The organism is Enterobacter sp. CCUG 70166 (assembly GCF_020224095.1).
GTDB lineage: Bacteria > Pseudomonadota > Gammaproteobacteria > Enterobacterales > Enterobacteriaceae > Enterobacter > Enterobacter intestinihominis.
Genome location: NZ_NRIQ01000036.1, coordinates 228107 through 253368, shown reverse-complemented (window position 1 = coordinate 253368; position 25262 = coordinate 228107). Strand labels below are relative to the sequence as shown.

The 25262-nt window shown below is 54.2% G+C and carries 28 protein-coding genes and 3 tRNA genes; 13 read left to right on the top strand and 18 right to left on the bottom strand.

What is annotated here, in order from left to right; translation table 11 throughout:
- Positions 1-88: 88 nt before the first annotated feature.
- The 9 genes from CKK19_RS16685 to CKK19_RS16645 form a co-directional block, all read right to left on the bottom strand.
- Positions 89-598: a GNAT family N-acetyltransferase gene (locus tag CKK19_RS16685; RefSeq protein ID WP_063854309.1), complete on the bottom strand. Its 510-nt coding sequence runs from the start codon at positions 596-598 to the stop codon at positions 89-91.
- On the bottom strand, positions 598-2889 hold the full coding sequence (gene opgB, locus CKK19_RS16680) for a phosphatidylglycerol--membrane-oligosaccharide glycerophosphotransferase (RefSeq protein ID WP_063148732.1): 2292 nt from the start codon (positions 2887-2889) through the stop codon (positions 598-600). The genes CKK19_RS16685 and opgB overlap by 1 nt, the downstream gene beginning before the upstream one ends.
- 271 nt (positions 2890-3160) lie before the next feature.
- The gene (locus CKK19_RS16675; protein ID WP_022646964.1) at positions 3161-3643 is read right to left on the bottom strand and encodes a DUF2501 domain-containing protein; all 483 of its coding nucleotides are present in this window, start codon (positions 3641-3643) and stop codon (positions 3161-3163) included.
- Between the two features lie 84 nt (positions 3644-3727).
- A complete protein-coding gene (gene dnaC / locus CKK19_RS16670; RefSeq protein ID WP_003856580.1) occupies positions 3728-4465 on the bottom strand; it encodes a DNA replication protein DnaC in 738 nt (245 codons plus the stop codon).
- Complete coding sequence (gene dnaT, locus CKK19_RS16665; protein ID WP_023299265.1) at positions 4462-5007, bottom strand: primosomal protein DnaT; 546 nt, start codon at positions 5005-5007, stop codon at positions 4462-4464. Before dnaT ends, dnaC begins: the two co-directional genes overlap by 4 nt.
- Before the next feature lie 124 nt (positions 5008-5131).
- Entirely contained in the window at positions 5132-5560 is a 429-nt protein-coding gene (locus CKK19_RS16660) for an organic hydroperoxide resistance protein (protein ID WP_063853308.1), read from the bottom strand.
- An 84-nt stretch (positions 5561-5644) separates the two neighbouring features.
- Positions 5645-6097, bottom strand: a complete 453-nt coding sequence (locus tag CKK19_RS16655; RefSeq protein WP_063853309.1) for a MarR family winged helix-turn-helix transcriptional regulator — start codon at positions 6095-6097, stop codon at positions 5645-5647.
- 44 nt (positions 6098-6141) lie between these two features.
- A complete protein-coding gene (locus CKK19_RS16650) occupies positions 6142-6615 on the bottom strand; it encodes a threonine/serine exporter (RefSeq protein ID WP_032621429.1) in 474 nt (157 codons plus the stop codon).
- Positions 6606-7382: a threonine/serine ThrE exporter family protein gene (locus CKK19_RS16645; RefSeq protein WP_017383842.1), complete on the bottom strand. Its 777-nt coding sequence runs from the start codon at positions 7380-7382 to the stop codon at positions 6606-6608. The genes CKK19_RS16650 and CKK19_RS16645 overlap by 10 nt, the downstream gene beginning before the upstream one ends.
- 389 nt (positions 7383-7771) lie before the next feature.
- Here CKK19_RS16645 and CKK19_RS16640 point away from each other — a divergent pair, with 389 nt between their 5' ends.
- Together CKK19_RS16640 and bglJ are read left to right on the top strand one after the other, a co-directional pair.
- Positions 7772-8509, top strand: coding sequence for a helix-turn-helix transcriptional regulator (locus tag CKK19_RS16640; RefSeq protein WP_063853310.1), 738 nt, complete (start codon positions 7772-7774; stop codon positions 8507-8509).
- Positions 8506-9141 carry a DNA-binding transcriptional activator BglJ gene (gene bglJ / locus CKK19_RS16635; protein WP_032625381.1) on the top strand — a complete coding sequence of 212 codons (636 nt, stop codon included), beginning with the start codon at positions 8506-8508 and terminating at the stop codon, positions 9139-9141. The genes CKK19_RS16640 and bglJ overlap by 4 nt, the downstream gene beginning before the upstream one ends.
- A gap of 37 nt (positions 9142-9178) precedes the next feature.
- On the opposite strand, the gene CKK19_RS16630 is transcribed toward bglJ, so the two are convergent.
- Complete coding sequence (locus CKK19_RS16630; RefSeq protein WP_022646971.1) at positions 9179-9637, bottom strand: YbaK/EbsC family protein; 459 nt, start codon at positions 9635-9637, stop codon at positions 9179-9181.
- A gap of 328 nt (positions 9638-9965) precedes the next feature.
- Here CKK19_RS16630 and CKK19_RS16625 point away from each other — a divergent pair, with 328 nt between their 5' ends.
- Positions 9966-11312 carry a PTS cellobiose transporter subunit IIC gene (locus CKK19_RS16625; protein WP_006810218.1) on the top strand — a complete coding sequence of 449 codons (1347 nt, stop codon included), beginning with the start codon at positions 9966-9968 and terminating at the stop codon, positions 11310-11312.
- Positions 11313-11389: 77 nt separating this feature from the next.
- On the opposite strand, the gene fhuF is transcribed toward CKK19_RS16625, so the two are convergent.
- Positions 11390-12178, bottom strand: coding sequence for a siderophore-iron reductase FhuF (gene fhuF / locus CKK19_RS16620; protein WP_022646974.1), 789 nt, complete (start codon positions 12176-12178; stop codon positions 11390-11392).
- Between the two features lie 95 nt (positions 12179-12273).
- Positions 12274-13338 carry a GGDEF domain-containing protein gene (locus CKK19_RS16615; RefSeq protein WP_063853311.1) on the bottom strand — a complete coding sequence of 355 codons (1065 nt, stop codon included), beginning with the start codon at positions 13336-13338 and terminating at the stop codon, positions 12274-12276.
- A gap of 216 nt (positions 13339-13554) precedes the next feature.
- On the opposite strand from CKK19_RS16615, the gene CKK19_RS16610 reads away from it, so the two are divergent.
- The gene (locus CKK19_RS16610) at positions 13555-13824 is read left to right on the top strand and encodes a DUF1435 domain-containing protein (RefSeq protein ID WP_026080652.1); all 270 of its coding nucleotides are present in this window, start codon (positions 13555-13557) and stop codon (positions 13822-13824) included.
- Positions 13825-13866: 42 nt separating this feature from the next.
- Here CKK19_RS16610 and CKK19_RS16605 read toward each other — a convergent pair.
- The 4 genes from CKK19_RS16605 to rsmC form a co-directional block, all read right to left on the bottom strand.
- Positions 13867-13953: transfer RNA gene (locus tag CKK19_RS16605), tRNA-Leu, on the bottom strand.
- A gap of 32 nt (positions 13954-13985) precedes the next feature.
- Positions 13986-14071 (bottom strand) — tRNA-Leu (locus CKK19_RS16600).
- 28 nt (positions 14072-14099) lie between these two features.
- Positions 14100-14186: transfer RNA gene (locus CKK19_RS16595), tRNA-Leu, on the bottom strand.
- Positions 14187-14330: 144 nt separating this feature from the next.
- Positions 14331-15359 (bottom strand): 16S rRNA (guanine(1207)-N(2))-methyltransferase RsmC, encoded by a 1029-nt coding sequence (gene rsmC / locus CKK19_RS16590; RefSeq protein WP_032625390.1) that lies wholly within the window; start codon positions 15357-15359, stop codon positions 14331-14333.
- 102 nt (positions 15360-15461) lie between these two features.
- Between rsmC and CKK19_RS16585 the strand changes: the two genes are divergently transcribed.
- The 8 genes from CKK19_RS16585 to CKK19_RS16550 all read left to right on the top strand — a co-directional run bounded on the left by CKK19_RS16585 (position 15462) and on the right by CKK19_RS16550 (position 21829).
- Positions 15462-15875 carry a DNA polymerase III subunit psi gene (locus CKK19_RS16585; RefSeq protein ID WP_022646978.1) on the top strand — a complete coding sequence of 138 codons (414 nt, stop codon included), beginning with the start codon at positions 15462-15464 and terminating at the stop codon, positions 15873-15875.
- On the top strand, positions 15844-16287 hold the full coding sequence (gene rimI / locus CKK19_RS16580; protein ID WP_063163158.1) for a ribosomal protein S18-alanine N-acetyltransferase: 444 nt from the start codon (positions 15844-15846) through the stop codon (positions 16285-16287). Before CKK19_RS16585 ends, rimI begins: the two co-directional genes overlap by 32 nt.
- A gap of 19 nt (positions 16288-16306) precedes the next feature.
- Complete coding sequence (yjjG, locus tag CKK19_RS16575) at positions 16307-16984, top strand: pyrimidine 5'-nucleotidase (protein WP_022646980.1); 678 nt, start codon at positions 16307-16309, stop codon at positions 16982-16984.
- Positions 16985-17076: 92 nt separating this feature from the next.
- Positions 17077-18666, top strand: coding sequence for a peptide chain release factor 3 (gene prfC, locus CKK19_RS16570; RefSeq protein ID WP_022646981.1), 1590 nt, complete (start codon positions 17077-17079; stop codon positions 18664-18666).
- Positions 18667-18970: 304 nt separating this feature from the next.
- Positions 18971-19588: a molecular chaperone OsmY gene (gene osmY / locus CKK19_RS16565; protein ID WP_063450727.1), complete on the top strand. Its 618-nt coding sequence runs from the start codon at positions 18971-18973 to the stop codon at positions 19586-19588.
- Positions 19589-19713: 125 nt separating this feature from the next.
- Positions 19714-19875 carry a DUF1328 domain-containing protein gene (locus CKK19_RS16560; RefSeq protein WP_003856556.1) on the top strand — a complete coding sequence of 54 codons (162 nt, stop codon included), beginning with the start codon at positions 19714-19716 and terminating at the stop codon, positions 19873-19875.
- A gap of 122 nt (positions 19876-19997) precedes the next feature.
- Positions 19998-21050, top strand: coding sequence for a patatin family protein (locus CKK19_RS16555; protein WP_023299272.1), 1053 nt, complete (start codon positions 19998-20000; stop codon positions 21048-21050).
- Positions 21047-21829 carry a TatD family hydrolase gene (locus tag CKK19_RS16550; RefSeq protein WP_063853312.1) on the top strand — a complete coding sequence of 261 codons (783 nt, stop codon included), beginning with the start codon at positions 21047-21049 and terminating at the stop codon, positions 21827-21829. The genes CKK19_RS16555 and CKK19_RS16550 overlap by 4 nt, the downstream gene beginning before the upstream one ends.
- On the opposite strand, the gene CKK19_RS16545 is transcribed toward CKK19_RS16550, so the two are convergent.
- Both CKK19_RS16545 and CKK19_RS16540 read right to left on the bottom strand, forming a co-directional pair.
- Positions 21824-22684: a YjjW family glycine radical enzyme activase gene (locus tag CKK19_RS16545; RefSeq protein WP_063853313.1), complete on the bottom strand. Its 861-nt coding sequence runs from the start codon at positions 22682-22684 to the stop codon at positions 21824-21826. The genes CKK19_RS16550 and CKK19_RS16545 overlap by 6 nt on opposite strands.
- Complete coding sequence (locus CKK19_RS16540) at positions 22659-24194, bottom strand: YjjI family glycine radical enzyme (RefSeq protein WP_063853314.1); 1536 nt, start codon at positions 24192-24194, stop codon at positions 22659-22661. Before CKK19_RS16540 ends, CKK19_RS16545 begins: the two co-directional genes overlap by 26 nt.
- A gap of 263 nt (positions 24195-24457) precedes the next feature.
- Between CKK19_RS16540 and deoC the strand changes: the two genes are divergently transcribed.
- The gene (deoC, locus tag CKK19_RS16535) at positions 24458-25237 is read left to right on the top strand and encodes a deoxyribose-phosphate aldolase (protein WP_022646987.1); all 780 of its coding nucleotides are present in this window, start codon (positions 24458-24460) and stop codon (positions 25235-25237) included.
- Positions 25238-25262 lie beyond the last annotated feature (25 nt).

Below are 25262 nucleotides of genomic sequence, written 5' to 3'. Positions count from 1 at the left end.
GATTGTGGGTTTTGCCGGGTGGCTGCGTCTGACTGGCCTGCGGAATTGGGTTTTGTAGGCCCGGTAAGCGCAGCGCCACCGGGCGATTTTACAGAGGCAGGCGCATGGCGCAGCGGGAACCATACGCTAAACCGTGCGCCGTCTCTTCTTCACGTTTCCGGCGCATTTCCGGCGTCAGCGTCGTCATCATTTCAAACCCTAATCGCCTGTAGTAGGGCGCATTCCACGAGACATCACGAAACGTCGTTAACGTCAGCGAGGTTAGCCCCAGCGTGCGGGCATGCTCTGCGACACGGTTAATCAACCGGCGTCCGAGACCTCGTCCCTGCCAGTCCAGATGAACCGAAAGTTCCACAATAAACAGCGAAGATGACTGGGCTTCGGCGAGAATAAAGCCCACGGGCCTGTCATCAGCCAGCGCCAGCCAGCTTAATCCGCGTCCGGCGTAACCGAGGTGATCTTCAACGGAAATAACCTCGCTGTCTGCCATCCAGGCCAGCTCAGGAACGTCGCGAAATCGCTGCCCCGCCGCGCGTTCAATGGCGGGCAGGGCAGCGACGTCGTCGATGCGCGTCGGGCGAAGGGTGAACGCCGTCATCAGCCAGCGCTGCTCACAATTTTAATCTCCACCATGCCGATTCCCAGCTTGCGCGGAGCGTGACCGAGAATATTCCCTTCGTTAGTGGACTGCGGCTCGGGCGGCACAATGACCAGCGTATTGCTGCGCGTGGGGTTATCGAAATGCAGCGTGCTGGTGGTGACATCATTGCTCAGCGTCAGCATCTGTTCTTTATCGCCGACGCGCACCGGCACAGGACGGTTTGCGTTGGGACCAAATGCCCTGGCGGTGATCACCAGATCGAATTTCTCCGGCAGCGGATGGGTATACTCAATTTTCACCTCATCACCTAACTGCGCGTTAGACCAGCGCCCCCACGATTCGGGACGTGAAATACCGCTGAACTGCTTCACCTCTTCAGGCGCGCCGGCAACGTTAAAAATAAAGCTGTCAGCTTTATAACGAATGTCGTTGTCGACGATTTTCAGCAGGTCTACGTTGCGCTGATAGCGTGCGGTATCAATAACCGTATCTTTAAACGCGGTTTTCCCCTGCCACTGCGGTTTATCAACGTGTTGCACGGTCTGCTCGCCACCGAGTTGCCCCTGAGAGACGCACCAGTCGGTGGACAGTGACAGCTCTTGTGACCAGAGCTGGCCCATTTTGTAGCATTTATCGACCCAGACGAAATTATCGCGCGGGGCGAATTCCGCCAGCTGGAAGCGCAGTGGCGCGGAGTATTCGCTTTCCGGCAGCGGCTCGACGCGGTTATCCGACACGCGCAGCAGCAGAGGCAGGCGGAAATGGCTGCCGGAGAACGCGATCATTTTTTTATCCTGATCGATGGTGAAGTCGTTTATCTCTTTCGGGAAGTTCCACAGGCGAATGATATCCGGCTTCCAGGCGAGGATTTTTTCCTTCATGTTGAGGAAGATTTCCGACAGGGACTGGCCCGACAACGTACTGCGGCCCAGGCCAATGAAGTTATCGCCACCCAGAATATCCAGCACGGTAGCGCCGTTATCCATCGAGTTACGTTTAGCGGCAATGATCTCCTGCTGCGGTTTATCGCCGCGCAGCACAAAGAACAGGTTGCTGCGATCCAGCTTATTCAGCTCATCCCAGGCGCTGTTTTTCATCGCCAGATGGTCAGATGAAACGACGATGACCGTATTTTTGAAATACGGCGACGCTTTGATTTTCTCGATTAACGCCGCGATATGTTCCTGGCTACAGGTCACAGCGCTGAACGACTTGTTGTTTTTACCGTCAATGTCGTAGCCCTGACGTTTACAGGTGCGTGAGACGAAACCATCCGGATGATGCGTGTCGACGGTCAACGCAAACAGCGAGAAGCGTTTACCGGCGCGGGAAAGCTCCTCGAATTTCTTCCAGGTTTCATCCAGAACGGTATCGTCGTAAAAGCCCCAGTCGTTGCGGTAGGCCGGATCGGCGACCGTGGTTTTCAGCTCTTCGGAACCATATAAGTGATCGAAACCGTGGGATTTCAGGAACACATCTTTCCCGGCAAAGCGCAGGTTAGCGCCCTGCATAAAGTAGTTTTCATAGCCCGAGTTTTTCAGGATATCGCCGAGGCAAATGTTCTGCGGGAAGAAGCTCGACATCGAGGCGGAGGCGTTGCCTTCAAACGGGGCGAACAGGGGAATGCCGCACTGGGAAGCCACCATCCCGGCGATGGTGTAATCCGTGCCAGGCAACTGCATGGTGTGGCTGAAGTCGAGGCCCTGGTTTTTCAGCGCGCCAAGCTCTGGCGTCAGGTTCGGGAAAGCATCGTTGTCAAACCAGGTGCGTTCCAGACTTTCGCCGTAGATATAGACCAGGTTGAGTTTAGGGTTGTCGATTTTCTTCGAGGGTTCTTTGTAATAGGCCGCAAAGTCCGGATCGCCATCGCGCGACTGGGATTTTACCAGCTCGGTAATTTGATGGAATGCCGGGCTGGCATCCACGGAGGCCAGCGCAAGGCACAGCGCCAGCAGGCTGTAGCCATGATGATGCGGACGGTGACGGCGACGGCGCAGAACCCAGGCCAGCGCGGCGAAGATGCCCACCAGGGCGACCACCAGCCCCAGACCCGGAAGGATGTACTTACCCACACCTGCGCCGGTCAGACTGTTGGTCAATGTGTAGAGCACCGCGTCGTTAATACCGTCGCCGGTAAAGTAATCGCTGGCATATAACGTAATGTTTAAAACAATAAAAATACCGAGCACCACCAGGGTGGCCACAAACCACCAGGTGTGACGACCGGCTTTCCAGGCATAAACGCCGATGGAAGCCAGGAAAAGGACAAGGGACATTAACTCTGACAACAGCAGATCCTCATCATGCCGGACGCTTAGCCGGCTAATTGCTTATTTTTTGGGTAATACAATGTAATTGCGATGTCGCTTAGCTGCAATTTTAGTGTCACGAAAGTGTGCTGTTGTTAGGATTTGGTTTATAAAATCGGATTTTTGAATACAGTCGCATCGTGGCATACGGAGGCTGAGGTGGTGGCAGGGGGTAAAAAAACGCACTTCACGCCGCGGTATAAGACTAATGTAATAAACGCGGCGTGTTGTGGCAGAAAAAGGGGGACGATCAGGAGAGGAAATTAACGCCTTGTTTCAGCACCAGATCGCAGGCTTTCGTTTTCACCTGTTTCGCCAGAGATGAATTTCCAAGGGTGCTGAGGTTCAGCTGCTGACCATTTTGCGCGTTCAGCAGGCCCTGTATACCGTCCATATAGTTGGTGTCCGCTTTCTGCTCCTGGGTGTCCAGTCCCAGTTTACCCAACACCTGGTTTTTGATGTTTTCGGTATCGGTGACGGAAGCCAGTTTCTGCTTCGCGCAGTATTCCAGAATACCCGCGGCGTTGTTCATCGTTCCGGCACTCAGGCTTTGGGAGCTGTTGCCCAGCAGGCCGGTGAGGGACGAGGCTGACAGCCCGCCCTGGGACGTGCCGCTCTCTTTGGTTAACTCACTTGCTGCGCTGGAGAGCGACTCCTGCCATGATGCGGCCTGCGCTGCGCCAGTCACCAGCAGGGCGCCAGTAAGGATGCTGATAAGAAATTGTTTTTTCATAATGATTTACTCAACAAGGTCCGTTTTGGGCCAGAAGTGGGTTCAGTATATACCTCTGCTCTTCCGGCGCTCCCTGGAAATATCTTAATACTCTTTGCCGGTGACGCGGCTGCGGTAGCTGTCCCAGTCGAAGATGACGTACAGGCTGTTACCCAGCTTCATGCGATCCATCACCCGCTCGCCAAGAAGTCGGGTCATCTCGTCGATATTGTGGTTCGTCAACATACCGGTTGGGCGTTTTGACGACGAACGGCGATCGACAATCTGGTTGATGATCACTTTTTCGTAGCGGGACTCCGTCTGGACACCGATCTCGTCGATGACCAGCAAATCCACGTTACTTAAATCATTCAGCAACTGTTCTTCGCTGGTTTCGCGATTACTGAAGGTGTCCTTCATGGCGGACATAATATCGGCCACGGTGATAATCAGCACTGACTTCCCGCGCAGCAGCAGCTCGTTGCAGATAGCGGCGGCGAGGTGATTTTTCCCGGTGCCGGGTTTTCCGCTAAAGATGAAGCTGGCGATGTTGCCGTCAAATTCATCCACGTACTGGCGCGCCTGGTTAAGGGCGTTCATCTGCCCCTGAGACTCGACCTTATAATTCTCGAAGGAGCAGTTCTGGTGCAGAGGGCGAATGCCCGAGCGGTTAAAGGTGCGCTGCATTTTCATCGCGCGGTTTTCGCGGGCGAGGGCAGCCGCGCGAATTTTACCCTGCTCTTTTTGCCATGCCAGCAGCTCTTCACCGGTGGTGAAGGCGGGCTTCACGTTGGCAGGCATCATCTTCTGCAAACGTTTCATCAGGTCGCCGACGTTTTTCATTTCGCACCTCGGAATCCATCAGGGATTTTTTTGTCCGGTTCTGAAAAAGCATTGATATCACGTTTTGGCTGGCCGTTGTTGCTGGCGCGGTTGATTTGCAGACTGCGCGCGAATTTTTGCTGCCACTGAACATGGTGGAAGACTTTTCCTTCAGCTTGCCAGTATGCGGTAAAGGCTGCCAGCTCTTCCGGTGTTGCGGGCTGCGAGAGGGCTATTCCCCATAAGGCCGCCTGCCGCTGAAAATCGGCGTCCGGCTGCCAACCGGCGTACATGGGAAATTTCCCCATTGGAACGGCCACCGGGGCGCTGGCGGGTTCGTCAAAAAACTGATTATCCAGCATGACATCGCTCGCCGGGCGCGACAGCTTCTCTTCAATTTCCAGAAGCTGCGCCAGACGCTCCGGCGTGACCGCATAAAACGCCGGGGCGTTGTCGGCAAATACCGCGAGCGTGCCGCCTTCGGCGTGCGTCAACACACCGCGAGGATCGCGCATAAAGGCATCAATGCCAGCAATGCTGGTGGTCAGAATTCTGGAGGACATAACACTTTCTCAACTGATTACTACGGGCGTGATTGAGGGTTATGGTAGCACAGAGAGAGGGGAGGAAAGGAGAGGATTTCCCCGGTGGCGTTACGCTTACCGGGGCTAAAATCACAGGGGCTGGTTACGCGATGATGTTCAGCGTCACGTCGATATTGTCGCGCGTCGCGTTAGAGTACGGACAGACGATGTGCGCCGCATCCACCAGTTTTTTGGCTTCCGCTGCGTCCATCCCTTCAACGTGGATGTTCAGCTTCGCTTCGATACCAAAACCGGTTGGCAGCGGGCCGATCCCTACTTCGCCTTCAATAAAGGCGTCTTTTGGCAGAGCGAATTTATCGCGTGCCGCAACGAACTTCATTGCGCCCAGGAAGCAGGCGGAGTAGCCCGCAGCGAACAGCTGTTCAGGGTTGGTTACTTCACCCCCCATGCCGCCCATCTCTTTTGGCACACCCAGTTTGACATCCAGAACGCCATCGGAAGACGTGGCGCGGCCATCACGGCCTCCGGTTGCTTTGGCTTTGGCAGTGTAGACAACTTTTTCTAAAGACATGGCAGGTTCCTCATCTTACGTTTATATGCGCTATTAAATAGCGCGCGATGTTTTAAGTTAAAATTAGACGCGTAAAGTACAGCCTTACGCGCGATGCAGCTGTTGGCGCAAACTTTCGAGCTGTTGTTTGAGTTCCAGCATGGTGTCGGTATCACACTGCGCTGCACAGCCCACGGCGTGGGGTATCGTCACAGCCTGCTGTTGCAGCGCCCGACCCGCGTCGCTCAGGGTGACGGCGACCTGACGCTCATCCTGACGGGAACGCTGGCGGAGGATCAATCCTGCGCTTTCCAGGCGTTTCAGCAGGGGAGTCAGCGTGGCGGAATCCAGGTACAGCCGCTCGCCAATGTCTGACACCGTAATATCATCCTGTTCCCAAAGCACCAGCATCACCAGGTATTGCGGGTAGGTCAGGTTAAGCGGTGCCAGCAGTTGCCGGTACAGCTTGTTAAGCGCCAGATTTGCCGAATAGAGGGCAAAACAGAGCTGGTTATCCAGCAGAAGCGCGTTGGTGGTGTCGTTCGTTTTTGCGTCCATGAAATGAATATAGATAGTGCGCGATACAATTGCAAGCGATTTTATTATACGCGTGGACGTTTGCGGTAAAGCCATAAGCCGGGGATCGACAGGCCGATGGAGAGCGCACCCACGATCGACGAGGCTTTAAGGAAGTTGCTCAGGAGCAGGATCATCTGGGGTTCGCTGTAGCCAAAATGGCTGATTTTGACGGCGGAGATCATCGCCGTATAGGCTGAAATGCCCGGGAACATAGGAATCACTGCCGCCACGGTGAATACCTTCGGGTGCGCCAGATACCAGCGAGACCACTGAATACCGATGCTGCCAACCAGCATGGAGGCGATAAACGTCGACCATTCAATATTAAAGCCCGCTGTCATCATGATCATACGAGAGCCGTGGCCAATGGCACCCAGCAGCGCACACCAGGGTAATGCACGCTGTGGGACGTTAAACACCATCGCAAAACCAACGGCGGGAAGGGCAGACAAGAGCATGTCCTGTGCCAGTGCGAGCATAAAATCCATCACGCCCATCCGCGTAACCCCCAGAGTGTCATGGCCATTACCACCCCGATACAGGTCGCCAGCGTCAGCAGGCTGGCTATCGCCCAGCGCGCCAGACCGGTGTTGATATGGCCTTTGAACATATCAGCGACGGCATTAATTAAGGGAAAACCCGGCACCAGCAGCAATACGCTGGCGGCCATCGCAACAGTAGGCGTGCTGGCGAAGTAGGGCTGGCGCAAAAGGAGGCCGGATACGGTTGTCGCCACAAATGCCGTGATGCAGAAGTTAATTTGCGGATGTAGCTGTCTGTGCGTCAACAGCTGGCGGACATACATTGCGATGCTGCTGGCAAAGAAGGTCACGACAGCGCCGTCCCAGCCGCCCGCGTTGAGCTTGCAGAAGCAGGCGCAGGACAGTCCCACCATCAGCACAACCAGCCAGCGCGGATACCGGAGGGGTTTGATTTGATTGAAACGTTTTTCTATCTCCCGGAGATCGAGCAGCTTGTGTTCAGCAAGGATCACGATGTGCTGCACTTCCGTCACGACGTGCATGTTAATGCCGCGGTCATGATTTTTACGGGTGGAGGTCAGGCACTGTCCGTCTTTAATGGTGGTCAGCACAATGGCATTTGACGAGATGGAACTCTCAACGCTGTCCATCCCCAGCGCCAGCCCAAGGCGTGTGGAGAGCTCTTCGACGAGGGCGCTTTCTGCGCCGTGCTGTAAGAGAAAAAGCCCGCACTGAATACATAGCCGCGTGGTGGCACGTTGCGTAGACCGATCTGCCTGCATGAAACGCCCTGAAGAGAAGAGAAATTGCTTACTTTTAACACAAAGTGCAGGGCCCTTTGCGCTGGGCCAGATCAACATTTGTGCGATCAGTGGCGCGATGGGGGCGGAGGAAAGACAGCATTGTTATTTATTTAATGAATGTGAAATTAGGATTTATAAAAACAATATATTAAGTATTTCTAATTTCATATTTTCGATCTTTTCACGCAATTTGAATTAAATTTAAATGGTCTTTATGCGATATTAGGCCTGTATTGGGCGTTTCTTAACCCATGTGATATTTGTTCTATTTTGCGAGTATTAACCCGTTTGTACTTCGGAATGCAAACGTGTTTAACCTTGCAGGGTTAGTTCGTTCTTAAATAAAGAATTCATGACAGGGAGGGTCTATGTTGCCATTGAATGGTAAACACGGAGTGGTGATCAGCAGAGTACCGGTTATGCAAAATGGGTTAGGTGGCGTCATGACGCGTCATTTTCCCGATTTTGAGATAACGTACTGCCGTTCGATGCAGGAGTTGACGTTATTACAATTGCGTCGCGCTGGGGTCGTTATTGCCGATATTTCGGGTGAGTATCGTAATCCACGCGGCACGCTTGAGCAATATTATGGGTTAATGAATCAGTACCGGGATATTCACTGGATATTCCTCGTTTCGCGCCCCCTTTATCCACTTGCAGTAGAGCTTCTTATGCGTCCGGAAAGCACGCTGCTTTCGGATATGGAACCCATTGAAGGCGTAATTAACGCTATTCGCGCGGGGAGTGAACGTGCCGAGCGAATAAGCCAGACGTTATTGATACCGGAAAATCCTGATATTGAAGAGGAGAGTGAGCAAATGATTGCGCTTACCCACTCTGAACGCAAGGTGTTGCGTTTGTTAGGTAAAGGTTGGGGAATCAACCAAATAGCCACGCTACTTAATAAAAGTAATAAAACGATCAGTGCACAGAAAAACAGTGCAATGCGTCGCTTATCACTTCGCAGTAATGCCGATATGTACGCGTGGATAAGCAGTACCCAGGGAATGCGAGAACTCAGTTTAATGTCGGCTTATGGAGAGTTTGAGGAATGGAAAAGACCACTGCAACAAAACATATCGCCGTCATCGAAAGCTGCTCAATGAGCGCTATGGGGCTGAAGCATCTTTTTGCGATGCCCGCCCTGAGCCATTACCAGGTGCACCTGTTTGCCAGATTTGACAACTTCAAAGCGGCGCTCTCGGAAATCTCATTCTTTGCCGTAATTTATTCATTGTCCGATGAGCGTGAGGAGCGGCGAAACTGTCTGGCCTGTTTGCGGGATCTCACCTTCACCCACAGCGACGTCAAGCGTATTGTGCTGGCCTCTGATGAAATGGAGGCGAGACTGGTCAGCCATCTTTCGCCTTCTCGCTTACATGGAATTATCAGTAAATCGGTTCCGCTGAAGCAGTTAATGGAGGGGCTGGAGACATTACTCAGCGAAACGCATCACGTGAACGACAACGTGTACAATCACTGGTGTGTGAGCCAGCATCGTATGCTAAGCCCAACTGAAAGGGCGATTCTGCGATATATGTCATCGGGTTTTTCGATCCCTGAAATTGCGGCACAGCTTGAACGCAATATCAAAACCATCCGGGCGCATAAGTTTAACGCAATGGTAAAATTGGGCGTCAATTCTGATGTGGGATTACTGGATGCGGCAGATATCCTGGCGCATCTTCCGGTCAGGGAAATACGCCGTTCCGCTCTCACCGTTCCTTCTTTCTCGTAGCGTTAAGTGATGCGCCAGAATTCTTCTGGCGCAACGTTCAAATACAGACATCAACCCATTTTGCTGCGGTCAGTTCCGCCATTCTGTCGGGCGATATACGCACCGCACTGTGGATGGCGCCCGCTGCGGGTAACACTTCGGCGTACTGTTTTAAAGTGATGTCACAGTAAACAGAGAGCGGATTTTCCAGTCCAAAAGGGCAGACGCCGCCAACAGGATGACCCGTCAGGGTTACTACCTCATCGCAGCTGAGCATGCGGGCTTTTGCGCCGAATGTCTCTTTGAGCTTTTTGTTATCCAGACGCGCATCGCCTTTTGCAACCACCAGAATCACATCATTTTTAATTTTCAGTGACAGCGTTTTGGCAATTTGGCCGGGTTCAACGTTGTGCGCGGCAGCAGCAAGGGCAACAGTCGCTGTGCTTTGGTTAAGCTCGATGATTTCTATATCCGGAGCGTGTTCGGCGAAAAACTGCTGTACAGACTGCAAACTCATTGATTCCTCCTGACAAATATCTTCCGTAATCTGTCATAAGAATTTAGTCGCTGTAAATATCCCTTAAGTAACAAATATCCGTCAGGGGCGATTTCTGGATCGCCTTCACATTCACAGAAACCGGTTACAGTAACCGGTTGCAGAGCGTGATGCAGAGATTAATACTGAGTGTGTAACTCCCCCTGTATCGAATAATAAGAGCTAATTATGAAACCATTCCGTTTGAGCAGTACCGCAGGTACACGATCCGGCAAGGTTGTGACGCTGATGTATGGAACAACGTGTGACGTGAGAACGTCCGAAACGAACGTCTGACAGGAGATCTGCTATGTCTGCCAACCATGCTGCATTTAATCTGATTTTCCGCTTCGTTGAAAATTATGTCAGCCCTATTGCCGGGCGCATCTCTTCCCAGCGTCACGTTATGGCGATTCGTGACGGGTTCATCTCGGCAATGCCGTTTATGATTGTCGGGTCGTTTTTATTAGTGTTCGCTTACCCACCTTTTTCGCCAGATACCACCTGGGGCTTTGCCCGCGCCTGGCTGGATATGGCGAAGCAGTTTGAAGGGCAAATTCTGACGCCGTTTGATATGACGATGGGGGTGATGTCCCTCTATATCTGTGCGGCTATCGCCTACAACCTGGGCAAACATTACGTTAAAACCCATCAGCTGGATCCGTTCATGTGTGCGATGCTGTCGCTGATGGCGTTCCTGCTGGTCGCCGCCCCTAAAACCAAAGGCGCCTTACCGGTTGATAGCCTTGGAGGGACCGGGATTTTCACCGCAATCCTGGTGGCGATTTACTGCGTTGAGATGATGCGTTTCCTGAAAGCACACAATATCGGGATCCGTCTGCCAGACCAGGTTCCGCCGATGATCAAAAACTCGTTTGACCTGCTGATCCCGGTGCTGGTGGTGGTGCTGACGCTTTATCCGCTGAGTCTGTTGATCCAGTCGCAGTTCGGTATGCTGATCCCACAGGCCATCATGTCGATATTCAAACCGCTGGTCTCTGCGGCGGACTCGCTGCCAGCGATCCTGCTGGCGGTGCTGATTGGCCACCTGCTGTGGTTTGCCGGGATCCACGGTGCAGCGATTGTATCGGGTATGCTGCAAATGTTCTGGCTGACGAACCTGGGGGCGAACCAGACCGCGCTGGCGGCGAGCCTGCCTTTACCACACATCTTTATGGAAGCCTTCTGGACGTTCTTTATTGTGATCGGTGGGTCAGGAGCGACGATGGGGCTGGTGTTCTGTTACCTGCGTAGCCGCTCCGCGCACCTGCGCTCCATTGGACGTCTGAGCGTGGTGCCAAGCATTTTCAATATCAATGAACCGGTGATTTTTGGTACGCCGATTGTGATGAACCCGGTGTTCTTTATTCCTTTCCTGCTGGCGCCGATGGTCAATGCCGTACTGGCATGGGCAGCGATGAAGTTTGATCTGATTGGCCGCGTGATTTCCGTTGTGCCGTGGACGGCACCGGCTCCGGTTGGTGCCGCCTGGGCGCTGGGCTGGGATTTCCGTGCAGCCATTCTGGTGCTGGTTTTGGCCTGCGTTTCCGCCATTATCTATTTCCCGTTCTTCAAGGTGTACGAGAAACAGTTGCTTCAGCAGGAAGCGGAAGAAGCACAGCGTAATGGGGAAGAGGAAAATCAGCAGGTCGCTTAGGTAAAAGCAAAACGGCAACGCAGGTTGCCGTTTTTAGTGTTTGTTCCCTCTCTCTGCGGGTTTCAGGCAGGGCCAGACTACTTAAGCGTGCAATCGCCGCACTGCTGGACATCCGGCAGACGGTAGCGCTGACAGCAGGTACGACGCACCAGAAGTCCCTCACGCGGAACCACGGTGCGGTAAAGAGGGTTATCCCGCCCATCCGACAGCTGTCTGGCAAAGAAACAGCTCTGACGCAGCGCATCCACTTTCTCGTCGCCGAGCAGCGGCTTCATCTCCGTTAAATACCAGTGGATAAGATACCCGGTATTACTCCAGATCAGTTTGCCGTTGATCTCCCCCGTCGCTTCCAGCGCATCAATGACCGGAACCAGCGCTCTTGTAATCAGTCGTTCCATACGCGCCTGCGCTGACAGGTGACTCGCGCTCGGATCTTCGTGTACATCAATCCAGAAACAGGCGGCGCGTCCGGTCTCATGGAATTCGACGTGGAAATGTTCCGATGAGAGATCGAGCATCGTTTCCTGGGTCAACAGGGCCAGCATGACAGGCGGCACCATTAGCCCGATATACCATTGTGCCCAGAGGGAAAGCAGCGGTTTATTTTCCCGCGCCAGCGTCGGTTGGTTACGATAAATATGGTCGGAATAGGTTGCCAGCAGTGACCGCAGCTCGGCAGGTCGTTGCCACTGAGTCAGCGTCAGAGCATGATGCGGCGGTGCTTCATCCAGTTTGATGAAATCCAGCAGATGGGCGCGTGTTACGGCGATTTTTTCCCGAATGGCATCCGCAAGCGTCGTTTCTCCGGCGGAGAGTGGAGCTCGCCAGAGCAGTGGCTCAACGATGTGTGCGGTACGAGTCGCCATAGTGTGGATTACAAATCTAAATGATAATGATTGCCAATCCTAACTATAGATAAAACCGAGCGCAAGCGTTTTATCCTGGCGCTGTGAAGGCGGTTTCAGGCGATATGAAGCTCGTCGCTCAGCAGAATGCTGTTGCGTCCCATATGCTTGGCTTCATAGAGGGCTTTATCGGCTTTCGCCAGTGCGCCATCAACGTCTTCACCTTCGAACATGGCTATGCCAATGCTGATGGTCACGTTAGTGGCGACGCTTTCGTTAAACATGTGGGGGATTTTGAGATCGTAAACCTTCTGACGTATGCGTTCAGCTGTCTGGCGCGCTTGCTCCAGTGGGATGTTACTTAACAGCACCATAAATTCTTCCCCGCCAAACCGGGCGACAACATCGCGTGAGCGCACGGCGTCGCGGATCGCAGCCGAGACCCTGATCAAGGCCTGATCGCCCATCATATGGCCGTAATGATCGTTGTAGGCTTTGAAATGGTCGATATCCATCAGCAGCACAAAGTGCTCGCCAGCGTCAGGCCTGGGGAGGTTCTCAAGCCGGCTTTGCAGCCCGCGACGGTTATATAGGCCGGTGAGCGGGTCCATCATGCTGAGATCGGTCAGGGTTTCACGCTCTTCGAGCAGTTCGGAAAGCAGCTCCTGGGCGAAACGGTCATTGCGCCGCTGAAGAACATGATGGATACCAATGGCGACCACCGGCAGCGCGAAAAAATAGGCCATTCTCAGCCAGTTTTCGGACGGGCTAAGCCACAGGCAGGATATAAAAGCGGGAAATGAATGTAACGTAAAGGCTTTAATATTACTGGCGAAAGCCAGAGACCCTATAAAAAGCACTGTTAATAGCGCCATCATTAAATAGGTTGCGTGATCGTGCGTTATTAACAGAAATTTTGAGACGATCTGCCATGCCCATAAAAACCCAAAAATAGCTGAAACAGCAGGGATATTTATTTTTCGCGTGCTATTTTTCCAGTGCCAGATAAGTAAGCCAGTGCTGGCAGTCAATACGGCAAACAGGGGGAATGATAACACACGAACGGAATAGAGAGGGTTTGTTACCGAGAACAATGCTGATGCAGCGTTCAGAAATAAAAATAAACGTAAAGAAAGCTGATATTTCTTGTTGACTAAGGACAGCCAGGATTGTGATGTCATATGCGTGCGTTTTTATTAAAACTCAATTAAAACAATGAGCAAGGTGTTGTTATGTATTATTGGTCGCTACAAAATTGAATTTTTATTATCAGAAAAACGTTATCGGAAGTTAACAGGTGGGCAATTTATCACCTTACACATTCTCTGTCATTATGGGAAAGCAATTGCTGGCGCAATTTCTTACGTCGCATGCTGACAAGTGATAATTACTATCATATGATACTGGTTATCATTATCAGTGCGAGAGGTGAAACCATGTTGAGCAAAGCGCTGGGAAGTGGGTGGGGAATATTGCTGCCTGGTTCCATTATCGGTGGGCTGATGTTTGCCGATCTTCCCATTGATGTCTGGAAAGCAATGATTGTTTCGGGCTTGCTGGTGACATCCGCGATGATCTGGCACAAACAGTTACGGCATTACGTGCTGTTGCCATCATGCGTTGCGCTAATCAGTGGACTGCTGGTGATTCTGATGAGTTTGAAATAAAAGGGAAAAACAAGAGGTACTGCTGAAGGGATGTAAGATAATTGGTGCGAGGGGGGGGACTTGAACCCCCACGTCCGTAAGGACACTAACACCTGAAGCTAGCGCGTCTACCAATTCCGCCACCTTCGCACAGTCATCTTACTGGTTTGATATCGCCTCGTTGGTGCGAGGGGGGGGACTCGAACCCCCACATCCTAAGGACACTAACACCTGAAGCTAGCGCGTCTACCAATTCCGCCACCTTCGCCCAGTGCGAGCAATATCAACGTGATTTATGGTGCGAGGGGGGGGACTTGAACCCCCACGTCCGTAAGGACACTAACACCTGAAGCTAGCGCGTCTACCAATTCCGCCACCTTCGCATACCATCGACACTGTAAAAGTATCGTAACCACGGAGGCGCATTCTAGATGTTTTCAGCTTTACGTCAACAGAAAATTGCGCACGTTGTTTTGATTGCTGCAAAAATGGGCGATGGCAGCGTCAGCCATCGCCGGGCAGGGGAATTACTTTTTCGCCTGGCGCGTCATCACGGTGCGATACACCTTAAAGCGGCCTGTCTGGGCGATCACTTCGTGGAAGCCGAAGGTTTCATCCAGCACTTTCGGATACGCCAGGAAGGCATTCGCCACAATACGTAGCTCACCGCCGCTGTTAAGGTGACGGGTTGCGCCACGGATCAGCGTTTGCGCCGCTTCAAGGCTGGTCTCCATCCCGTCGTGGAACGGCGGGTTAGAGATGATCATGTCAAAGCGACCGGTCACGTCGGAGAAGACGTTACTGGCAATCACTTCGCCTTCAATGCCGTTCGCAGCAAGCGTGGCGCGGCTGGCTTCTACCGCCGGGGCGCTCACGTCACACAGGGTTAAACGCACTTTTGGTGAGTGGCTGGCGAGAACCGTTGACAGCACGCCCGCGCCACAGCCGACGTCCAGCACCTTGCCCTTGGTGTGCGGCGTCAGGGTGGACAGCAGCAGCTTGCTGCCCGTATCGAGCGCGTCACGGCTAAACACACCCGGCAGGGTTTTAATGGTCAGGCCGTCAAGCTGGTACTCGTCCCAGAAGGTGTTGGCATCAAAAGTGGTCTGTTTTTCCAGACGGCCATGATACAGGCCGCAGCGTCGGGCGCTGTCGATTTTCGTCAACGGCGCGTAGCCTTCGAGCATCTGCTCTGCGCTTCGCACCCCGCTGCGGTTCTCACCGACGACAAAAATATCGCAGCCGACCGGCAGCAGAGAAAGCAGGTTCATCAGCTGGAACTGGGCTTCCGGTTTGTTCTTCGGCCAGTAGTAAATGAGCGTATCGCAGTCAGCAATATCGCTCTGCTCCGCCACCAGGCTAAAGCGTGCGCGCTCGCCCATCTGGCGGCTCAGCACCTGCCAGTGGTGGTAGTATTGGGTGTGGGCACGGCTTTCAGCACAGTCGAAACGTGCGGGCAGGTCATCCTGCATATCTCCGGCAAACAGAATACGGCTTTCTTCGAAATCATCACTGTGACGCAGCAAGACTTCACTTGCCGGGGTAAATGCAGACATGAATTGTTCCTCAATAAACTCAGGCGGGGATTATAGTAGGTAGATGGCGCAGTTTCGACACATTTGCTATATTTGCGCGCCTGAGAGACAGGAGTTTTCGCTATGACATCCCGACGAGACTGGCAGTTGCAGCAGCTGGGCATCACCCAGTGGGCTTTGCGTCGCCCGACGGCGTTGCGGGGCGAAATAGCCATCTCCATCCCTGCGCATGTCCGCCTGGTGATGGTGGCAGAAGCGCCGCCTGCCCTGAACGAACCCCTGATTGAGGATGTCCTTCGCACCCTGAAGGTGACAAACGATCAGGTATTACAGCTGGCGCCCGAAAGCGTCGCGATGCTTCCCCCTGACAGCCGCTGTAACAGCTGGCGAATCGGGGCGGTGGATGAGCTACCTCTTGAAGGAAGCCAGATCAGCTCGCCAGCGCTGGACGAACTGAAAGCCAACCCAAAAGCGCGTAGCGCGCTATGGCAACAAATTTGCGAATATGAACACGATTTCTTCCCTCACGACGGCTGACCTGGCCACCGCGTTCGCGATTGAAACACGCGCCCATGCCTTTCCGTGGAGCGAAAAGACGTTTGCCAGCAATCAAGGCGAACGCTATTTAAATCTCCGCGTGGACGTTGACGGTGCGATGGCCGCGTTCGCCATCACGCAGGTCGTTCTGGACGAGGCGACGCTGTTTAATATCGCGGTCGATCCCGCTTACCAGCGCCGCGGGCTGGGCAGGGATCTGCTTGAGCACCTCATTCGTGAGCTGGAAACCCGTGACGTTTTCACCCTGTGGCTGGAGGTGCGCGCGTCCAATGTCGCCGCCATCGCGCTCTATGAAAGCTTAGGCTTCAACGAGGCGACTATCCGCCGTAACTACTACCCCACCGCAGAGGGACGTGAAGACGCCATTATCATGGCTCTGCCGATTGGATAACGAAAATAAGGTTGTAACGATGAAATGGGACTGGATTTTCTTTGATGCCGACGAAACGCTGTTTACGTTTGACTCGTTCGGCGGCCTACAGCGGATGTTTCTCGACTATAGCGTGACGTTCACCGCGGAAGATTTTCAGGACTATCAGGCGGTGAACAAGCCGCTGTGGGTGGATTACCAGAACGGAGCCATCACCGCGTTACAGCTTCAGCATCAGCGTTTTGACGTCTGGGCTGAACGGTTAAACATCAGTCCTGGGGTGCTGAACGAGGCCTTCCTGAATGCGATGGCGGATATCTGCGCGCCGCTGCCCGGCGCCGTTTCTCTGCTGGATTCGCTGAAAGGGAAGGTGAAGCTTGGGATCATCACCAACGGCTTTACCGCGCTTCAGCAGATCCGCCTTGAACGCACTGGCTTGCGCGATCATTTCGACGCGCTGGTGATCTCCGAAGAGGTAGGCGTGCCGAAGCCGGATCCGCGTATTTTCGATTATGCACTGGCGCAAGCGGGCAATCCTGACCGCGATCGCGTGCTGATGGTGGGGGATACGGCAGAATCTGATATTCTGGGAGGTATGAGATCGGGCCTGTCGACCGTCTGGCTGAATGCGCATGGCCGCACGTTGCCTGAAGGCATCGAACCGACCTGGACCGTAACGTCATTGAACGAACTGGAGCAGCTCCTGTGTAAACAATGATTGCCTGCCCCCTGTTGATGGGTAAAATAGCCGCATTTTTCGTATTCCATGATGCGCGGCCTGCTGCCGCGCTTACCTAAGAAGAATTGATTATGACGTTGTCTCCTTATCTGCAAGAGGTGGCCAAACGCCGCACTTTTGCCATTATCTCGCACCCGGATGCCGGTAAAACGACCATCACCGAGAAGGTGTTGCTGTTCGGACAGGCGATCCAGACCGCGGGTACCGTTAAAGGCCGTGGCTCCAGCCAGCATGCTAAATCCGACTGGATGGAGATGGAAAAGCAGCGTGGTATTTCGATTACCACCTCCGTGATGCAGTTCCCGTATCATGACTGCCTGGTGAACCTGCTGGACACCCCGGGGCACGAAGACTTCTCCGAAGATACCTACCGTACCCTGACGGCGGTGGACTGCTGCCTGATGGTGATCGACGCCGCGAAAGGTGTTGAAGATCGTACCCGCAAGCTGATGGAAGTCACTCGTCTGCGCGATACGCCGATCCTTACCTTTATGAACAAACTCGACCGTGACATCCGTGATCCGATGGAGCTGATGGATGAAGTGGAAAACGAGCTGAAAATCGCCTGCGCGCCAATCACCTGGCCGATTGGCTGCGGCAAGCTGTTCAAAGGGGTTTACCACCTCTATAAAGACGAAACCTACCTGTATCAGACCGGTAAGGGCCACACTATTCAGGAAGTCCGCATCGTGAAAGGGCTGGACAACCCGGAGCTGGACGCCGCTGTCGGTGAAGAGCTGGCCGCGCAACTGCGCGATGAGCTTGAGCTGGTCAAAGGCGCCTCTCACGAGTTCGACAGAGAACTGTTCCTGAGCGGTGACATTACCCCGGTCTTCTTCGGTACTGCACTCGGCAACTTCGGCGTTGACCATATGCTCGACGGTCTGGTTGAGTGGGCCCCGCAGCCGATGCCGCGTAAAACCGACACCCGCGAAGTAGAAGCGAAGGAAGAGAAGTTCTCCGGCTTCGTCTTTAAAATTCAGGCCAACATGGACCCGAAACACCGCGACCGCGTCGCCTTTATGCGCGTGGTTTCCGGTAAGTACGAAAAGGGCATGAAGCTGCGTCAGGTGCGTATTGGTAAAGACGTAGTGATTTCCGACGCGCTGACCTTCATGGCGGGCGACCGTTCCCACGTGGAAGAAGCCTATCCGGGTGACATCATTGGTTTACACAACCACGGTACCATTCAGATCGGCGATACCTTCACGCAGGGCGAAATGATGAAGTTCACCGGTATCCCGAACTTCGCGCCGGAACTGTTCCGCCGCATTCGCCTGCGCGATCCGCTTAAGCAGAAGCAGCTGCTGAAAGGCCTGGTCCAGCTTTCGGAAGAGGGGGCTGTACAGGTGTTCCGCCCTATCGCCAACAACGATCTGATCGTGGGCGCGGTGGGTGTGCTCCAGTTTGACGTGGTAGTTGCCCGTCTTAAGAGCGAGTACAACGTGGAAGCGATTTACGAATCGGTGAACGTGGCGACCGCGCGCTGGGTTGAATGTTCAGACGTGAAGAAATTCGAAGAGTTTAAGCGTAAGAACGAAGTTCAGCTGGCGCTGGACGGTGGCGATAATCTGACCTATATCGCCCCGACTATGGTTAACCTGAACCTGACGCAGGAACGTTATCCCGACGTTCAGTTCCGCAAAACGCGCGAGCATTAATTCCCTCTCAGAGCACGGCAGCCGCCGTGCTCTTCTTTAATTCCAGTGTTATTAAACCCTTGCGGAATGTTCTTAATTCAACGTAATTTTTCGCTATTCGTTCGTTTTTTCCCCAATTCTGAATGCACCCCTCTGATTGTGATCTATATTTAACTCAGTGTTTAGCACCGGGCGTGGATGAATTAACTGTTCAATGCATGTCCACTGGTTCTCCATTTCGCCCGTGTGTTAATTCGCAATATATAAAACCAAGATTTAGGGAAGTATGTCGCCCAAATAACGGGCAAAACACAGGAATAAATCGATGAATATGACAAGACTGAAGATTTCTAAAACTCTGCTGGCTGTAACGTTGGGTAGTGTCCTGGTAAGCGGTTCTGCTCTGGCGGAAACCAGCACCATGGATAAAGCGCAAAATACCGCTAATACCGCAGGGGAAAAAATCGATAGCTCTATGAATAAAGTCGGTAATTTCATGGATGACAGCTCTATCACAGCAAAAGTGAAAGCCGCACTGGTGGATCATGAATCCATTAAGAGCACCGATATTTCTGTTAAAACCGACAACAAGGTTGTCACTCTGAGCGGTTTCGTTGAAAGCCAGACTCAGGCTGAAGAGGCCGTTAAAGTAGCGAAAGGCGTTGAGGGCGTAAGCTCTGTAAGCGACAAACTGCACGTACGTGACAGCAAAGAATCGTCGGTGAAGGGCTATGCCGGAGATGCAGCAACTACCAGCGAAATCAAAGCTAAACTGTTAGCTGACGACATCGTGCCATCCCGTATGGTGAAAGTTGAAACCACCGATGGTGTGGTCCAGCTGTCCGGTACGGTTGAGAACCAGGCACAAAGCGATCGTGCCGAGTCAATTGCGAAAGCTATTGATGGTGTGAAAAGCGTCAAAAACGATCTGAAAACGAAGTAAAGCAGTACCACTCGCCCGTCTGGCTGAAAACCGCGGGCGAAATAAAAACGACTCTGGAAAAGCCGGTGAGTGACCTGAGCGCTCACGTTTAGCGGCCGACATTAACTATGGTAAAGGAGAGGCTTATGTTTCGTTGGGGCATTATATTTCTGGTTATCGCGTTAATTGCCGCCGCATTGGGCTTTGGTGGACTGGCGGGTACCGCGGCATGGGCAGCGAAAATTGTTTTCGTCGTCGGTATTATTCTGTTCCTGGTCAGCCTGTTTACGGGTCGACGTCGCCCGTAGCAAACGCAATAGTTATTAAACAAACTCAAGCCAGTCCTCGTGACTGGCTTTTTCTCGTTTGAGAACCATCGGGAATGTGCGTTACTGTGTCTCATCAAAATAATGAAAACAGGAAGGCAGAGGTGGGGCAACGAATTCCCGTGACGCTCGGCAATATTGCGCCGCTGACGTTAAAACCGTTTCATGCAGGCCAGCTTGCGCTGGTCTGTGAAGGGGGCGGGCAGCGCGGTATTTTTACCGCCGGCGTGCTCGATGAATTTATGCGCGCGCAATTCAACCCGTTCGATCTCTATTTCGGTACCTCTGCCGGGGCGCAGAACCTCTCCGCCTATGTCTGCAACCAGCCCGGCTATGCGCGCAAAGTGATTATGCGCTACACCACCTCCAAAGAATTCTTCAATCCGGTACGCTTCGTGCGCGGCGGGAACCTGATCGATCTCGACTGGTTACTGGATGCCACCTCCAGCCAGATGCCGCTGGCCATGGATACCGCGTCACGACTGTTCGATACCGGCAAAGCGTTCTGGATGTGCGCCAGCCGTGGCGATGACTATTCACCGGGTTACTTTTCGCCGCAGAAAGAGAACTGGCTGGATATCATTCGCGCTTCCAGCGCGATCCCGGGTTTCTACCGTACCGGCGCGCTGCTGGAGGGGATAAACTATCTTGACGGCGGTATCAGCGACGCGGTGCCGGTACAGGAGGCCGCGCGGCGCGGGGCGAAAACCATTGTGGTGATCCGCACGGTACCTTCGCAGATGTATTACACCCCACAGTGGTTTAAGCGGATGGAACGCTGGCTGGGCGACAGCAGCCTGCAACCGCTGGTGAATATCGCGAAGCAGCATGAAACCACCTACGGCGCGATGCAGCGTTTTATTGAAAAACCACCGGGCAAGCTGCGCATCTTTGAAATTTATCCGCCGAAGCCGCTGCTGAGCATGGCGCTGGGCAGTCGGCTGCCTGCGTTGCGTATGGATTACAAAACGGGGCGGCTATGCGGGCGATACTTCCTGGCGACCGTCGGGAAAATGCTGGCCGAGCAACCGCCTCTTCATCGGCATAAAAGCATCATATTGCCACCCGCTAGTGTGGCCAATGACGCGGTGGCGATGCCGCTGGTGGACGCGCCGCAGGCCAACGACGGCATACTCGATAACGAGGACCTGGCGTGACGCACTCTTTTATCGATACCCATTGCCACTTTGATTTCCCGCCGTTTAGCGGGGTGGAAACATCAAGTATTGCGCGTGCGGCTGAGGCCGGTGTGAGAGCCATTATTGTGCCCGCTATTGAAGCGGCGAGATTCGAGAAAGTCCTGGCGCTTGCCCAGGGTCACGATGCGCTGTATGCCGCGCTGGGTCTGCATCCGATCGTGATTGAGCGCCATCTTGATGACCATCTCGACAGGCTGGATGCCACGCTGCAAAACGCGGATACGAAGCTGGTTGCCATCGGTGAGATCGGCCTCGATCTCTATCGTGAAGATCCGCAGTTTGAGCGCCAGCAGACGATCCTGGATGCGCAGCTCCGGCTGGCAAAGCGCCACGATCTGCCGGTGATCCTCCACTCCAGGCGCACCCATGACAAACTGGCGATGCACCTGAAGCGCATCGACGTGCCGCGCAGGGGCGTGGTCCATGGTTTCGCTGGAAGCCTTCAGCAGGCGCAGCGTTTTATCGAGCTGGGCTATAAAATTGGTGTCGGTGGCACTATCACCTATCCGCGTGCCAGCAAAACCCGGGATGTGATGGCGCAGCTCCCCCTGTCTTCGCTCCTGCTGGAAACGGATGCCCCTGACATGCCGCTGAATGGTTTTCAGGGCCAGCCCAACCGTCCGGAGCAGGCGGCGCGCGTTTTTGATGTGCTGTGCGAGCTGCGTCAGGAGCCTGAAGATGTGATTGCCAGCGCGCTGCTGGAAAATACCCGCGCGGTCTTCGGCATCACGCTATAGATAAAGGGCCGGGCGGATCACCGTGATCTGCTGCCTTTCCAGGGCCTGCGCCAGCGGCTCGATGTCCTCCGGCGCGGCGCTCCGCCATCGCGCCGCCTCCCCGTAAACCCCATGGGCATGAAACGCGTTGATCCGCACCGGAACGTTCCCCAACGCGTGGATAAAAGCGGTCAGCGATGACAGATGTTGCAGATAATCACACCGATCGGGGATCACCAGCAGGCGCAGCTCCGTCAGGCGATGACGATCGGCCAGCCAGCGGATGCTCTGCTTGATCAGCGTGTTTTCGCGCCCGGTCAGAAAACGGTGATGTTCATTGCCCCAGGCTTTCAGATCCACCATCGCGCCGTCAAACACCGGTAACAGCTTTTGCCAGCCGGTTTCGCTTAACAGGCCGTTGCTGTCCACCAGGCACGTCAGATGGCGCAGGGACGGATCGGCTTTGATCGCGGTGAACAGCGCAACCACAAACGGCAGCTGCGTGGTAGCCTCACCCCCGCTGACGGTCACGCCCTCAATAAACGGCGCGGACGTGCGGATCTGTGAGAGGATCTCCTCGACGCTGTATCGCTGCGCCATCGGCGTCGCCTGCTGCTGACACAGGTGCAGGCAGGTATCGCACTGCTGACAGTGACTCTCCTGCCACCAGACGCGCCCGGCCTGAATCGTCAGCGCATCATGAGGACAGTGGGGAACACAGTCGCCGCAGTCGTTGCAGCGCCCGATGGTCCACGGGTTGTGGCAGGTTTTGCAGCGCAGGTTACAGCCCTGGAGGAACAGCGCCAGGCGGCTGCCCGGCCCGTCCACGCAGGAGAAGGGAATAACCTGACTAACTAAAGCGCATCTGCTGTTCATGGCTTATCACGCGTGGCTGACGTTCCAGAATACGGGTATTGCGCGCGGCCTCCTCGCCGAGCCAGGTGGTGTTGGTGCGCGAGCCGGCCTCCCGATATTTCTCCAGGTCGGAGAGCCGCACCATATACCCGGTGACGCGCACCAGGTCGTTTCCGGCCACATTCGCGGTGAACTCACGCATACCGGCGTTGAACGCTCCCAGGCACAGCTGCACCACCGCCTGAGGATTGCGTTTAACCGTCTCATCCAGGGTGAGAATATCGCTGATCCCCGAATGATAGTGTTTATGGTGCGGGGCTATGGCCAGCAGGTGGCTGATGGGATCTGGCTCGTCACCGTACGGCAGACGCGCCCCCGGCGTGGTGCCTGAATCAGAACTGATCCCTGACTGCGCGTGCAGCATCGCGCGGTGCTGCCAGCCGTGTTTCACCGGCGTGTTTTCAACGAACGCCGCCAGCTGTTCACTGATGCGGTAACCCAGCGCATTGGCCTGCTCGTTTTTACCGTACCGTCCCGTAATGCCTGCTTTCTCGCACAGCACGTTTACCGCTTCGGCCAGACCGTACATGCCAAACATCGGTACAAAACGATCGGCATCAATCAGCCCCTCTTTCACCAGGAAGCTATTCTCAAAGAAGCCGGATTGTTCATATAAAAAATCGCAGCGCGCATTGATGATCGCGATTTGTTGCTGGCAGTAGTGGGGAAGGGTACGGGTGAAAAAGTCTTCCGGTGAGCGGCTGTGCTCCGCAATCGCTTTCAGGTTAAGGCGCACCAGCGTGCTGCCGCCGCCCGCCAGCGGCAGGGAGTTGTAACAGCTCACCACGCCATAGCGACCTTTTGTGAAAATTTTATCATTTACCGGGCCATTGGAAATATGCGGCTTACTGCACTCGCAAATGTTTTTCGCCACGCTCAGCAGCAGATCGTCAGGGGTGACGTCCGGGTCGTAAATAAAGGTCAGGTTCGGCGCGACCTGCTTCAGCTCTGCGTCTGCTCGCAAAATGGCACGCGTGATGGGCGTATCCGCCGGGCCGATATTGGCATGCATAAAGGCATCGGGCAGGGTTCTGTCCAGGTAACGCCAGAAACGTTTTATTCGGCTATCGATTTCATCCTGTGTTAGAATTTTAACATATGGGTTGAGTATCTCATCGAGCTGACCCAGATAGACTGGCATTGATGTGACGGACGGAACATGGTGATAAAGGATAGTGAGCAGTGAGAGGGCATCATCCAGATCTTTCGCCCCTTCCAGCTCCAGCCATTCTGAGCCGTTAGCCAGAAATTTAGCGTAGTCCGGCAGCACGTAGCGCGGTTTGTAAGGCGCATGACCTTCGAACATGTCGCAGATGTATCCCTCGTCCAGCGCGGCGCGGGCCGCCTCTGGCAGAGCGGGATAGAGCAGATTGTTCTCCGCTTCCAGCGCCAGAAAATGACGTTTTTGTTCCGGGGTTAACACCGGGCTGGTCACAATGTGCAGGCAACGTTGTTGCAGGGCGTCGGGCATGTTCAACTTCCTTGAGGGTTCTGCGGATGGTGAACGAATTGTAAGAAGCCAGCCTGCCGGGGCTTTTGATCCGACAGGGGGTATCGCTGCTTTTGTCGGCGGTTGACGCATGAAAGTTTGAAGAAGATCTCATTACAGTAATGCAAATTTGCACACAGTTTTCATTAACTGTGATGAATGTCGAAGTGTGGATGCGGGTGAATGTTAGAATACTCACAGACCCGCAAGGTAAAATTTATACGGCACTGCCGTTGGAGAATGTTATGACCGATTTAACTGCAAGCAGCCTGCGCGCGTTGAAACTGATGGACCTGACCACCCTGAATGATGACGACACCAATGAAAAAGTCATCGCCCTGTGCCATCAGGCAAAAACGCCAGTGGGTAATACCGCCGCCGTCTGTATCTACCCGCGTTTTATCCCGATTGCCCGCAAAACGCTAAAAGAACAGGGCACGCCGGACGTGCGCATTGCGACCGTGACTAACTTCCCGCACGGTAACGACGACATCGAGATCGCGCTGGCGGAAACCCGCGCGGCGATTGCGTACGGCGCAGACGAAGTTGACGTGGTTTTCCCGTACCGCGCGCTGATCGCCGGCAACGAGCAGGTCGGTTTTGACCTGGTGAAAGCCTGTAAAGACGCATGTGCGGCGGCAAACGTGCTGCTTAAAGTGATCATCGAAACCGGCGAGCTGAAAGAAGAGGCGCTGATTCGTAAAGCGTCTGAAATCGCTATCAAAGCGGGCGCGGATTTCATTAAAACCTCTACCGGTAAAGTGCCGGTCAACGCGACTCCGGAAAGCGCGCGCATCATGATGGAAGTTATCCGTGATATGGGCGTGTCCAAAACCGTTGGCTTCAAACCGGCAGGCGGCGTGCGTACCGCAGAAGACGCGCAGCAGTTCCTGGCGATTGCCGACGAGCTGTTCGGCGCCGACTGGGCGGACTCCCGCCACTACCGCTTCGGCGCGTCCAGCCTGCTGGCCAGCCTGCTGAAAGCGCTGGGTCACGGTGACGGTAAGAGCGCAAGCAGCTACTAAGTTTGAATTGCCGGGTGGCGCTACG